The sequence below is a fragment of the Methanococcoides orientis genome, from assembly GCF_021184045.1.
In the GTDB taxonomy this organism is placed as follows: Archaea; Halobacteriota; Methanosarcinia; order Methanosarcinales; family Methanosarcinaceae; genus Methanococcoides; species Methanococcoides orientis.
Genome location: NZ_CP073710.1, coordinates 1,641,212 through 1,655,524 on the forward strand (window position 1 = coordinate 1,641,212; position 14,313 = coordinate 1,655,524).

General features: G+C 35.4%; 7 protein-coding genes. 4 read left to right on the forward strand and 3 right to left on the reverse strand.

Going from position 1 to position 14,313, the window contains the following annotated elements; translation table 11 throughout:
- Nucleotides 1–14: 14 nt before the first annotated feature.
- From J7W08_RS07920 to J7W08_RS07930, 3 genes are all read left to right on the forward strand, one after another.
- Nucleotides 15–1,112 (forward strand): glycosyltransferase family 4 protein, encoded by a 1,098-nt coding sequence (locus J7W08_RS07920; protein ID WP_233083982.1) that lies wholly within the window; start codon nucleotides 15–17, stop codon nucleotides 1,110–1,112.
- Nucleotides 1,113–1,651: 539 nt separating this feature from the next.
- On the forward strand, nucleotides 1,652–3,094 hold the full coding sequence (locus J7W08_RS07925; RefSeq protein ID WP_233083983.1) for a glycosyltransferase family protein: 1,443 nt from the start codon (nucleotides 1,652–1,654) through the stop codon (nucleotides 3,092–3,094).
- Between the two features lie 79 nt (nucleotides 3,095–3,173).
- The gene (locus J7W08_RS07930; protein ID WP_233083984.1) at nucleotides 3,174–4,322 is read left to right on the forward strand and encodes a glycosyltransferase; all 1,149 of its coding nucleotides are present in this window, start codon (nucleotides 3,174–3,176) and stop codon (nucleotides 4,320–4,322) included.
- A 142-nt stretch (nucleotides 4,323–4,464) separates the two neighbouring features.
- On the opposite strand, the gene J7W08_RS07935 is transcribed toward J7W08_RS07930, so the two are convergent.
- The 3 genes from J7W08_RS07935 to J7W08_RS07945 form a co-directional block, all read right to left on the reverse strand.
- Nucleotides 4,465–5,421, reverse strand: a complete 957-nt coding sequence (locus J7W08_RS07935; protein WP_233083985.1) for a polysaccharide pyruvyl transferase family protein — start codon at nucleotides 5,419–5,421, stop codon at nucleotides 4,465–4,467.
- A 167-nt stretch (nucleotides 5,422–5,588) separates the two neighbouring features.
- On the reverse strand, nucleotides 5,589–7,055 hold the full coding sequence (locus J7W08_RS07940; RefSeq protein ID WP_233083986.1) for a lipopolysaccharide biosynthesis protein: 1,467 nt from the start codon (nucleotides 7,053–7,055) through the stop codon (nucleotides 5,589–5,591).
- Nucleotides 7,056–7,227: 172 nt separating this feature from the next.
- The gene (locus tag J7W08_RS07945; RefSeq protein ID WP_259370137.1) at nucleotides 7,228–8,226 is read right to left on the reverse strand and encodes a glycosyltransferase family 2 protein; all 999 of its coding nucleotides are present in this window, start codon (nucleotides 8,224–8,226) and stop codon (nucleotides 7,228–7,230) included.
- 893 nt (nucleotides 8,227–9,119) lie between these two features.
- Here J7W08_RS07945 and J7W08_RS07950 point away from each other — a divergent pair.
- Nucleotides 9,120–14,288, forward strand: a complete 5,169-nt coding sequence (locus J7W08_RS07950; protein ID WP_233083988.1) for a TIGR04279 domain-containing protein — start codon at nucleotides 9,120–9,122, stop codon at nucleotides 14,286–14,288.
- The last annotated feature ends 25 nt before the right edge of the window (nucleotides 14,289–14,313 follow it).

Here is a 14,313-nt window from a genome sequence, read left to right on the forward strand (position 1 = left end):
AATGGATAAATAATATGAAAATGTTAGTTTGTGCATCCGAATATTACCCCCATGGCTCTGGAATTGCAAATGTAGCATATAATGTTGTAGAGCAATTAAAAAAGAAAGGAATAGAGTGTACTGTATGTTCACCAACAGGTCCAGATATAAAAATCGGCAGCCCAAAATTAATTCAAAATTTTGGAATAATAGGACTACTTTATTATTGGTACAAAGTATCTAAGAATTTTGAGACAAATGATTTTGATGTAATATGGATGCACAATCCATTTTTGTTAAATGGTAGCCCATATAAAAAATGCGTTGTGACACTAAATTCAACATATTATGGTAAAATGGTCAATAAACTACCACCATCCAATTACAATAAAGTTGTATCAAGGATTGAAAAATTTTGTTTAAATCGAATGAATCAAAAAGCAAAATTTACAGCCGTAGGGCAGGGAATTTGCAATGAAATGGAAGATTCGGGAGTAAATCACAAAATAAATTACATTCCAAATGGTGTAAACATAAATAAGTTTAAAACAACCTTTAATAAAAATCTATTACGAAAAAAGTTAGAACTACCTTTAGAAAGTACAATTATTTTAAGTGTGGGGCGTTTAGTAGAATTAAAGCGAACCAAAAAAATGATAGAAATATTTGGGAAATTGCAAGAAAAACTACCGGATATAACTTTTGTTATTGCAGGCGATGGAGAATTATTTGAATCATTGGTGGACTATACTGAAAAATATAAAATAAAAAATGTAAATTTCCTTGGTCATATCAAAGAAAACTTACCCGATTTATATGCTTGCTCTGATTACTACATTACAGCTTCAAAGTATGAAGGTGGAGGACCAACATTAGCAATTGCAGAAGCGATGGCTACTGGATTACCTTGCATCGTATCAAATATACAAAATTTGAAATTTATTGAAGACATCGATGCAGGCATTGTTGTTGATTTTGATAAGACAGAAGAAGCAATAAATAAAATAAATCAGTATTTACAAAAAGATAATTCAAACCATTCACAAAATGCAAAGAAATATTCAACTAATAATTTGAATTGGGACCTGATTGCAAATCAGTATCTTGAAGAGTTTAAACAAGTATGTAAATGAGATTCTTTACTTATTTAGGTTTAATTATGTTAAAACAAATATCTAATAATACCAAAAATACTTTTTCTGGTTACTTATTTGAATATGTATCCTTATTGGTATTCGGATCATTATTTTTATTTTTATATATAAACGAGTATAGAAGCTATATTTTTTTGTCCATCGCTGCAATTGTAGGACTGTTGTTATTTATTATATTTAGAAAAAACTTTAATAATTGTAGTTTAAAAAATTTCAGTGAATCTGTATGTAATACCAATGAAGAGTCAAATAAAAAAAACACAACATCTATATTATTTTTGTTTTTATATTGTATAAGCCTGCTGACCTTATTAGATGGGGTTTATACGAAGACGAGCTGGTACTATCTTTTTATTTCACTATGTGCTGGAATTATTATAATAGAGATTTTGTATCTAGATCCTGAACGTATATGGAAGTTAAGCCTTCTTAAATCTGTGTTGCTATTTCTTAATTTAACTGTGAGTAATCAAATAATATTTCCTTTAGGAATTGGCAATCCTGATAATTTTTATCATATGGATATTATATCCCAGATAATTGAAAATGGAAGCATACCTTTCGGCTATACATATACTTATTTTCCAATACACCATTTATTAGCAAGTATAGCTACGATTACTACAAATATTTCTCTTTCTGAGACATATCACTATCTAGGTTCTGGAGTCATGTCCCTAGGCATCATATTTAGTTTTTTAATAGGAAGGAAATTCATCGGCATAAAATTTGGACTGATAGCTGCTTTACTATTCTGCTGTTCTGATTACCTTATATATTGGGCAAGCCACCCTGTACAATTATCCTACATGTTGCCATTAATTCTCGCATTTCTCACAGTAGTTATATATATAACAAGCGAGCGAACTTCTGCTTTTATTTTATTATATGTTATTTTAAGTACTACTATTGTTTTCTTACATCACTACTCAGCAATGATTGTATTGTTTATGCTCATAGGGATTTTATTCAGTGAATTCGTTTTCAAAATCGAAAATAATGAATACAAACTTAAATCGTCACGTTTGCTTCAAATCTTTACAATAATGCTTTTTGCCCATTGGATGTTTTACTCAGGGATTTTCGGAGGATTCATAAATATATTCAATATGTATAAAAATGCATTTGCTACAGACTTATCCGGAAGTGTAGTGTCACAAACCTATTACGATAAATTGCCTATTGAAACAATACTTATCAATGAATTGGGAAGTTTTATTCTTATCTGTTTATCAACCATAGGATTTTATTATTTATTAAGAAATAGATCAGTCATTGGGAATATCTTTACTAGTATATTTGTAATCTTCATTTCATTGATAGGAATAGGGACAATAATTGATGTTTTTTATTTGTTGCCAAACAGGATATATGCATTTATGCAAGAATTGTCAATGATTTATCTTGCAGCTCTTGCAATAATATGGGTATTAAAAAATAGATCACATCGGTACTCAAAAAACTGTATAGTTATAACAATAATTCTCTTGCAATTTTTATCTGCATCAAGCACAATTGCAGGCTTTGAAACTAGTCCTTTTGTGGGTGAACAAGCCTATTGGAAATTTTATGAAACACCTCATGAAAAAAATGCATTGTTATGGGCAGAATATAACATATTAGGAAACGAAGAGGACTATGCTGTATATTTAAATCCTGGCTTTGTAGTTGGACTAAACGCTTCTTCTAAATTATCGCCCTCATATGACAAAGCCAAAATAAAAAACAAAAATGATAAATATATTTTTGACTTAACAAATCTAAGTTCAAAATATTATATATTTAGTAGTCAATTTGATGTGGAAATTGGGTTTGTTTATCGTAATGTCATGGACAAGTACCACATGGGTTCATCAAATAAGGTAAAAATGGATACTGATACAAAAACAATATTAGATAATAACAGGGATATTATAGGGAAAATATATAGTAATGAATATATAACTATTCACCATAAATAATACGGACTTTCAACATTAGTAAATAAATTTAGATTTCGGAAATAATCTATAGATAATTTCTAAATATCGGAGCTATCCAATGTCAGGGCAGACATATTCAAAAATTTGTACAATAACATCGCCAATTAGTGATGCAAGTGTGACACCGGTCTCGAATTTAGTTAAAATATTGAGATGTATTTCAAAAGATGTATGTTTTATTACTGGTAATGCAGGGTCAAACTTATTTAAAGATGATGAAAGTATACATACAATAGCCATAAATTATAAGTTAGGATCAAATGCATTTTCAAAAATTATTAGATACTCCTTATTGCAATTGAAACTTTCATATCTTATTTTGAGGACTGCTAAAAATTATGACACCCACCTTTATTTTATAGGTTCCAACAATTTAGTATTTCCAATAATAATTTCAAAAATCATGAGGAAAAATGTGGTATTGAGCCTTCCAGGGTCATCAAACATTTTAAAATTTGCAAATGATCGTTTTTACAAAATTGTAAAATTATTTGAAAGTTTTAATATGAGCCTTTCAGACAAGATTATTGTTTATTCACCAAATCTTATCAATGAATGGAACTTAAAAAAATATAATAATAAAATATCATTTGCACATGAGCATTTTTTAGATTTGAATAAATTTAAAATTACATCGCAACTACATGAAAGAGAAAATGTGATTGGTTATGTAGGACGTTTAACTGGAGAAAAGGGAGTTTTTAACTTTATAGAAGCAATTCCATACATAATTAAAAAGAACAAAAATTTAAAATTTATAATTATTGGAGAGGGGATCCTAAGAAATAAAATTGAAGATTTTTTGGATAAAAAGAATCTAAAAGACAATGTTAAATTATTGGGATGGGTACATCACGATCAACTTCCCGATTATTTAAATCAATTTAAACTAACTGTTCTTCCCTCCTACACCGAAGGCTTACCAAATCTCATGTTAGAATCAATGGCCTGCGGAACTCCAGCATTAGCAACGTCTATTGGAGCAATACCAGATGTGATAAAAGACAATGAAAATGGGTTTACTATGGAAGACAATTCTCCAGAATGTATTGCAAAAAATGTGATTCGAGCACTAAATACCCCTCAGTTTGAACAAATTGCAAATTGTGCAAAAGAAAGTGTTAATCAAAAATTTACCCATGAATCTTCTGTTGAAATATACAGAGATGCATTATATAAAGAACACAAACCAAAAATAGTATTTTGATAAACTAAAAAATACCAATTTGTACGATATAATGAAATGGAAATTTATAAAAAAAGAAAGGAATGTTGGTTAAAAGAGTTAATTGATGTCTCATAATTCTTGCAAATTTGTTGTGGTTAACATAGATTAAATTTGTAAGATTTTATCGATAAAACTGATTTTTCCACAGACTTATTTCTTTGTGTGGAATCTTTAATTTAGTCGAAAAATCGCTTTCAATTAATTCTCCTATATTTGTTACAGATTTTCTTTCAATTACATTTAATTCAAAATCATTTTTCATTTCCAAAGCTCGGTTATCAACCCCTATTATTATACATCGTTTTCCATATTGCAATGCCCTCATACCAGCATGTAATCTTGTACCCACATATTCAATGGAATCTTTTTCAAGCACAAAGTCAAAAGCTTTCAAATTTGGTTTTAAAATTTGAATTCTATTTTTAGATGGAGAAATCGTGTCAAAATATTTATAGTCAGTTCTTCCTTGTGGCCAAAAATAGATATTCTCATATTTAGAACACAATGTTTCAATTAACTCAAAATCTTTTGCAGGATCCTTTCTGTAATCAGTTAATGTAAATACAACGTCTTTGGATTTATATTTGGGAATTTTACTGCAATGATTTTTATCCAATTTCCACATTGTAGGACAACCCGTATTCACAACATTATTAATCCCAATAGATTCAAGCATTTCTTTAGTATAATTATCTCTCACTGAATGGATATAACCATCATCCAAAGTCAATTTTAATAACATTTTTGTATATATATTGGGTCTTTTCTGATATTGTTGCCAACCAACTCCAAGAAGTATCACATTTTTTGAAAAACAAGTTGATATTAAGTTTATTTTCCATTGATCTGATCTAAGCATGTTAGATGCAAGCAAATTTGTTCCACCTACAATAGAAAACTTTGTTTTTTTTAATGTATTATAACTTTTCAATCCTAATTTATCATGCGCTGGTAGAATGGAAACAAAATTATTGTTGCATACATCTGAAATAACTTCCCTTACAGATTCCATTATAATATTATTTCCTAAATTAGTTGAACATATAGACGTGTCAAATAAAGCAACATTATCTATCATTATTTCTCCTACTTTAAAATTAAATTTGTATAGATTTTATTAATTTATGTGTTATAAACATATTTTTTCTCAGCATAGTTAGATATAATATTTGTAAGTATCCAAATATGACTTTAGTACCTTTAGCACATCATTCAAAAGAAAAACTGAATAATGCACATGAAATTTTATTTACCCATTCCATAGAACCTGTAGCTATTAATGAACACTCTGATTTCTTGTATAGTAAAACCTCGCAATAATAGCAAAGTGGAAAAATATACAAATGCACATAAAAATATAGTACACATTAAAGCCGATAGACTAAATGGATCTAGTTTTAGAATTAGCAGCGACATTATTACGGATGCTAAAACCGTTTTCACAATAAACAGGATATCGACATGAATTTTAATAGAATTTGAGATATAATAAGATGTTATAACCAATGATAACGCGTATGAAATTAATGTAGTCATTGCTGCAGCAACTATTCCTATAATAGGAATTAATAAAATGTTTAATAAAATATTTAATATTGCACTTATAGTCCAAATTTTTCCTATTATTTTGGTTTTTTGCTCCAATAGTAGTATTTGATAGAATATAGAGTAAATGCCCCACAGTAATGTACTTAATGCAACAAATGGAGTAATTAGATAACTTTTAGATGCAATCTCTGATGTAGTCAACACTATAAGTAGTGGTTTTGATAACAAAGACAATCCAAAAACTGATGGAATTGATACTGCTAAAAAATATTTCAACGAAATGCTTAAAATTTCTTCTACCCGTTTGATATTGTTTTCATCATAGTATTTTGAAAGAAACATTGGCAAAACAAAATTAAGTGGTTGGAAAAACATATTTATTATATTTCCTAGTGTATATCCCGGTACGTAATATCCTACAAATGCTGTTCCAAAAAAATAACTGATGATGTACCGATCACTCATGCTTATAGTCCAATCTGAAATTTTACTAGGCACAATTGGAAGTCCAAAAGCTAGATACTTTTTGAGATTTCTATATTGTGGTTTTTTGAGCCCTATATCTGAAAATATATAGAAAAACTCTACAAATAATGTAAAAGAATAACTGATTAAAAGGCCTGTAATAGCCCCTTTTATTTGAAAATTCATTAATATAAAAAAAGAAACAAACAACATTTTAGAAGCAGTTTCAAAAAATACAAAGAATGAGTGTCTCTTAATTTTTTGAGATGCTCGGAAGTAATTTAAAGACATTAAATGTAGACCTTTAATAATTACAATCAATGATAATATTTTTACAGCCCATACATTTTCATTAAATAGAATTGTTGCAATTGAATCTGCAAACAAATAAAGTACTATAGCTATACATATATTAGTAAATAATATTACAGAAGTAAGTGAATAGAATATGTCTTGAATATTTTTCTTTTCTTTTATCGATGGCAAAAAACGGACCATCGTAAGGCTTAGACCAGCATTCGCAACATTGGAAATAATCTCGATTGTAATTATAATTTGTACCCAAATGCCATAATCATTAATTGAAAGATTTTTAGTTAAAATCGGCAATAATATAAGTCCACTTATCCCCACGAGAAGTTGTGTAACTCCAACCAGCCCTACCCTTTGTACAAAAAGTTTATAGAAATCCGACATCATAATTATTTATCCCCATGGCTCACAATTGAGTACAAAATGGTTGGCTGCAGCAATCTGAAAGTATCAGAATATATTATAAGCTGTTTTTGTGACCTAAGCTGCAATTGCATATGAATATGGCTGCCCTTTCCAAATTGATCAGTAATATAGTTTATCTTCTATCAAAATTCACTCACAACTCCACATCCGCAGCAACCATAACCTCGCTACTCTTCTTCACTGCCACAACCTCAACCTCTCCCTCACCAGCATCCCCGACCACACCCACATGTTCAGGATTAGGACGAGCGAACGAAGGCCTTTGGGCGATCATGTGAATGGATCTTGCGATGGAGTGCAGGATAATCCCTGTGAATGACATGAAAGTACCTATGATCATCAACATTACCATTAATATCGTTGGACCGAAAGGAAGATTTCCGCCCATGGAGAAGGAATACATGAACTTTATTCCGAAATACAGGCCTGTTACACCCATTGCCATTCCGGGGATTGTGAAGTAGTAGAGGGGTTTGTTGAACTCCATATCCCTTAGGATCCTTACGAGGACTCCTATGCCGTGTTTTAGGGGATGTTCAGTGGAGCAGTCCACGTCGTAGCGGACGTCTATGTCCACTTCGGTTATTCGCAGGCCTGCATTGGAGGCGTCTGCGAGCATCTCGCTTTCTATGGCGAGGTTGGCGGCCTTGAAGCGGAAGACATCGTATGTGTGGCCTGAGAAGGCACGGAAACCGCACTGGGTGTCGGTGATATCTATTCCGCTGTTGAGCTTGGTGGCCTGGTCGAGCACTGTCTGGCCGACCCTTCGGTATGAGGGGGTGTCGGTCTCCTTGCCGTGCAGATATCTGCTGCCGTTTACCATATCGGCCTGGTTGGAGAGGATGGGGGCTACGAGGATGGGGATCTGCTTGGGGTCGTGCTGGCCGTCGGTGTCCAGGGTCACGATGACGCGGGAGTTCTTTGCGGCGTCGAAGCCTGTTCGAAGGGCTGCACCTTTGCCCCTGTTCTGGGGGTGTATGATTACCCTTGCGCCGGCCATTTCAGCGATCTTCGCAGTGCTGTCACTGCTGCCGTCGTCTACCACGATCACCTCGTCAACATAGTGTCTTGTGAGGAGCACCACACTCCCTATGGAAACACCCTCGTTGAACGCAGGCAGTACAGCGGTTATCCCTGTCCTGTTGTAACAGCTATAATCCTATTCTTCCTGAACGGACTCACTATTTTCACTCATACTATCCACCCTAAGAATACTAAACACAACAAAGTAGTACCCTATGCGAAGTGCAGCATATGAGAACATATTATATATATATTAGCATTTCCAATAATACTTTCCTAGAAAACTCCAAAAAGTTGATGTTACCTGACAAGGATTTTAGCCAGCTCCACTTTTAATTATGTATTTCATAAATACGTATTATCACGTGTTCCAAAAAAGCAGACCATTCGGGAAAATAAAAAACTGACATCTGTCGATGTTTTAAAAATAGCCTTAATTAACGACCCAACGGAGATATCGTTAAAGCTGATTCTCCCATATACAGATAAGCTCCCCTCTGGCCACCAACACAAGTCCATGCACCTCCGGGATATACAGATCCCGCGAGATGAGGAGATCAATTCCAGTTTCGGACGCATCTGCCAGCCAGGATGTGGCGACGACTCTGCGGTACATTTTCCAGCTTCTGGTTGAATTCCTGTTCAGCTACAGAGAAAAGTGGCGCTGTAAGATATATTTTCTTACTTGCCCATTTTATCTCCTTTGTCTTAATTCTACCCTCTACTAATGTAAGTTAAGATACGTAATCATTCCAGAGATGTATCATTTTTGATATTGCCTAAATATTTTACAATTTCGCTTTTAATAGCAACTATTAATAACAAAGAAAACATCTAATGAACAAAAATATAAAAGATTGTATAGTTCCCTGAGTTTTCCAGTAATTCAAATAAAATTAATCAGTCAATCAATCAATCAATCAATCAATCAATCAATATGGTGATGTAATGTTCAAATCAATGGTCAGATGTATTTTATTTTTATCTGTGATAATTACTTTGATGTGCTTCCTAACAGCTTCTGCAGGTGCTATGAACGATGAGTTCATAATGCAGGTAAGCATCGGGGAAACCAATGTAAGTTTTGCAGATCATACAAATTCCCTTACAGAAGGTAATTGGATAGGTTTAAGCGGCGGTTCATCATTCTCTTTACCGTATCCGCTGACATTTACTTATAATGGTATTAATTCTAAAGAAATAACCACAAGCAGTAATGATGTTAGTGTATATTTGAACGTTGACAACTTTACTGACCATGTTATTACTTATCCATATGATACTCACCAGATGTACACCAATGTTTCCGGCATGAACGATGTTACATTTGATTTCAAAGGTTCCTCGTATTTTGCTGGCGATACTGTGGATGTGTATCTTCTGGAAAGCAGCATCTCGGAACTTGAAATGAATGTGGATGTTCTGTATGATAAATTCTCCAACCCAACAGTCTCCTTTTCTGAGGAACTTAATGCAAATGGGGATCTTTCATATAATTTTGGCCCGCTGGATGCAGGCACCTATTGTATCGTACTTATGATCGCTGACGACATTACCGAAGAGAACGTCCTGCTTTCATTTACTGCATTTGAGGTTCTTGATCACGATCTTGATGTAAGCATCTTAAAAGATGGTTCCACGCTTACTGTTAATAACCATCTGTTAGGTGCTCCTTCAGGCAGTTACACATATAACACAATACTCGTAAAGGAAAGCGAATATGAGGCAGATGTCAGGGTAAACTTCAACGGTACAACAGCAGGTCTTAACAGTTCCATTAACGGATATCCTATTCTCAGTGCAACCGACATAATGGATCTTGGTTTACCGACAATTGATACATCTTATGTCAATGAGAATATTGAAGGAATATTCAGCAGTGATGATTCTTTAGTAAATTCAACCCCTTCAACTTTGAACACTTCATCCACTGCTTTTGATACATTCCAGTTATCCTCCGGAAATTACCTAGTTATAACATATGCAATGTCCGGCGGAAACATTATGGGATTTGATGAGAAGATGGTAACCCTCTTCAATGAACATGTGGAACTTACATCAGACAAGCTTTCAGAAACTGCAGAGAAGAATACAACAGTGGACTATGAGATCATTGTTTGGAACAAGAAGGACAATGCAAGGGATATTTCTCTAAGCCTGGTAGCTCCGGATGGCCTTATCACTGACCTTGGAACGAATTCCGTACCATTGGGTCCAAACAGTTCAACAACGGTCCCACTCTCTATTAGAAGTGAGGTCGTGGGTTCCCAGATCCCTGTGATAATTACAGCTTCCAGCGAGGATGATCATGACTCAATCACTTTGAAGACATCTTTCATTGACCCACTCGATGCAAGCGTTGATTCCACAAAGAAAGCAGTTCATACTAACAACGATGCTTCATATGTATTCAATGTTGAGAATGTTGGTGTTGTTGAGCATACTTTCATTATTAGTGCGACAAGCAATGCTGATGATAGTTTGAGTGTTACCTCATTGCCGGTACCTTCTGGAACTTCCAATTCATTCACTTATAATGTAAGCAGTGCTTCTACAGGCAAATATCCTTCCGAAATTCTCATTGAGGACTCTGTAGATTATTCAATATCAAGGACCTTCAATGTTGTAACTGATATATCACAGGAACCTGTGTATGATGTATCTGTTTCCAGCGATATCAGCAGTTCATCCATAGAGGATGGTGAAGATGCTGTCTATAATATAACGATCACTAATACTGGTAACGTTGAGGATACCTATGATATCATCTTGGTCAATCCAATGGCAGATAGTGCTGTTCTTGATGATGGTTCTGATGCATTACTACAACCCGGTGAGGCAGATGTAAGGAAACTTACTGTATCCTCATCTCCTGGTACCTATGATGTAACCTTCATTGCCATGTCACAGAACTCTTCTGCAGTCTCGGTCAAGACCACTACAAAAGTTCTGGAGCGAGGGGTGATACTAACTTCTGATCTTTACAATAGTGTATCTACTCCATATGGTACTTTGAAATGTACCCTTACGGTGAAGAATACTGGTAATTCTGCAGACAGCTTCACTATCAGTGCGATCTCAAATGGAACCACTGATATCACACCATTAAATATAGTTGATCTTGAAAGCGGAGCCAGTGAGAATATTGAAGTGACACTCAACGGTGAAGATGTAGGTCTCTATAACTCCACCATTACTGTGGTGTCTGATAATGATGCCAGTGCTGAAAGTTCCGTGACACTCGACCTTCGTATAATAGAAGAGCCAGTGTATGCTTTTGACCTGTCAATGGATTCATCATCAAAGACAATGGAAAGGACAGATGATGCGTACTTTATCCTTTCCATAAAGAATACGGGTAACAGAGCTGATGATTACAACATCTCTTCTGTATCTCCTTATGTGAGTCTTGATAAAAACTCCCTCTTCCTGGAAGCAGGAGGGTCAGGAGACATTATAATGGATGTTTCTGGCCTTCCTGACTATGATACTTACTCTATAAGGGTGGATGTAACTTCACAGGAGTCTTCAGAAACTATCGGTAAGGCACCTTCTATAACAGTGGTTCCTGCCCTGTCGATAAGTGCAAACCCTGCTTCACAAACGGTTGGACTTGGTAATTCCTCCCTCTATAGGATAACTGTGACAAACACAGGTACCAATGTGCACGATTATGATCTTAGCATTGCACAGAGTTCATCAGATACAACTGCAGAACTTGTAACGTCAACTATAAACGATCTGGATGTTGGCGGATCGGCTACGGTGGATATGATCTTTAACAGTACTATCTCTCAGGAGAGAAGTATCGAAGCACTTGTCAAAGCAGAAGTTTCTGACAGCCCGCTGAAGAACAGGTCTGTTTCACTAACAACCCTTTATCTTGAAGATGATGTGTTCGGTGTTTCAGCTAAAGCAGATACTCTATTGCAAAGTATTTCTTCTGGTAAGGATGCTATCCACTTGATGAGCGTCAAGAACCTTGGAAATACCCGGGATAATTTCTCTGTGACAATTTCAGATGGTAATGCGATATCAGATGTCTCATACCTCCTCCTTGAGCCTAGTGGTGTCACCGGTGATTCAGGAACAGTGGTCCTGACGCATACTCCACAATCCTCTGCAGGAGACTATTCGTTTAAGGTTGAGGTGGCATCCACAAATGCACGTGATTCTGTTAAATATACTACCAGAGTGGTCGAGGTTCAGGAAGATAACATAATCAGGAGTTATGTAGATCCCACTTCCAGTATCGTTGATTCTGAAGTCCACGATTCATCGATTTATAATTCTTTCATAAACGGATCTGTATTGAACGATTCCGAGATCAGGGATTCCAGTATAGGTAACAGTACTATCGAGAGTTCTACTATTCGGGATATGGTTCTAATAGACGCCAGTATCGTTGAAAACAAGATCTATTATGGAACCATTACTCTTGATGATAGGGATTATGATATTGATCCTGCAAAGTATCCTGATGGAATATATACTGATGAGCTTTTGATTAGTTCCAGTGCAGCTGCTAACGATCTTGCTGGTGTTGCCAATGATTCCATAGATGTCGGTCTTGAAGATTCTGACATGTCTGTAAGTCTTGGTGTTAACAGCAGTTTTGTTGGAGGGGAAGTAAAGGTCCAAAAGACTTTTGTTCCGCCAAGTGATGTCGAAACATCATCATTCTCTGATGTTGGTGTCTATGTTACTTTCGAGGAAAGTGAGAACATCAAAGATGTACTTTCTCACGCTAACATGAGCATAGATTATGATGAGAATGCTCTTGGTGGAGTCAGTGAGGATGAGCTCTTCATATACTGGTACGATGAAGATTCATCTGAATGGGTTCCTCTGATAGGGGCTGGTGAACCATCTTTCTGTCTTGATGCAGGAAGGGATACTGTGAACAATATTCTCTGGGCAAATGTAACTCACTTTTCAACATATGCTATTGGTGAAGCTGAAGAAGAAGAGGAAGAGGTGCCGCCTGAAGAAGATAGCAAGAAGTCCTCCGGATCAAGTGGTGGCGGTGGCGGTGGAAGCGGAGCAACCGGTGAAGCTTTCGAAAACATCGCATTAAAGAATGTGAAAACAGAGAACATTGTAGGTGGACTTGAGATCAGTTATGCCTTCAATGATGAGCAGAATGCAATCCAATACATCAACTTCTCTGCACTTAGAAACTATGGAAGGGTTTCGACAACAATCGAAGTGCTTAAGAACAGATCATCGATGGTCGATGTAAGTGCTCCGGGACTTGTTTATAGCAACCTTAACATCTGGGTTGGAAAAGCAGGATTTGCTACAGAAGATAACATTGCTGATCCTGTAATAGGTTTCCGTGTAGCAAAAGATTGGTTGACAGAAAATGGAATTGATGAAAATTCAATAGCACTCTATCACCACAGTGAAGGAAAATGGAATGATCTCAATACAGAGAAGGTTGGAGAAGATGGATCATACATCTACTTCGAAGCGGAAACTCCGGGATTCTCACCATTTGCTATTGCAGCTGATGTTGCTGATAGTGTGGTAACAGACAATACTGGCTCAATAGAAGAAGGTTCCAGTACTCTTCCTATCACCGAACCAGCAGGAGAATATATGAATGCAACCGCATCTGACGAAGGATCCGGTTTTGGACTAAAAGATCTGATCTTTGTACTAGGAGTGTTCATATTTTTTGGGCTTATGTACGCTACGTATGCAACAGCTAAAAAGAATGAAGAGAATGCAGATATCAGAACTGATGATCTACCGGATGATATGCAAAATACAGAGAGCGATGTTTCTGAAACTGCTTCAGATAGCACAAATGCTGAGGAAACATCAGATCAGCCTGCTGAAACAATACCTTCTGTTGAGGAAGTATCAGATCAGCCTGCTGAAACAATACCTTCTGTTGAGGAAGTATCAGATCAGCCTGCTGAAACAATACCTACTGCTGAGGAAATATTAGGTCACCCTGGCGAAATAATATCTCCTGCTCAGGAAAATAAAATCCGGCCAGTTGATACTGAACAGAATGTCAAAAAGATGAAAAAGTCCAGAAATTTCTCAGATGACACATGGTCAACCTCTACTACTGAGGAATATGAAGTCCAGTTAGATGATACTGAACAAAAAGACGAAGAGACGAAAGAGTTCAGAAATTTGCCAGATAGTAAATGGTGATGATAGTACTCAGGGAGTTACTAAA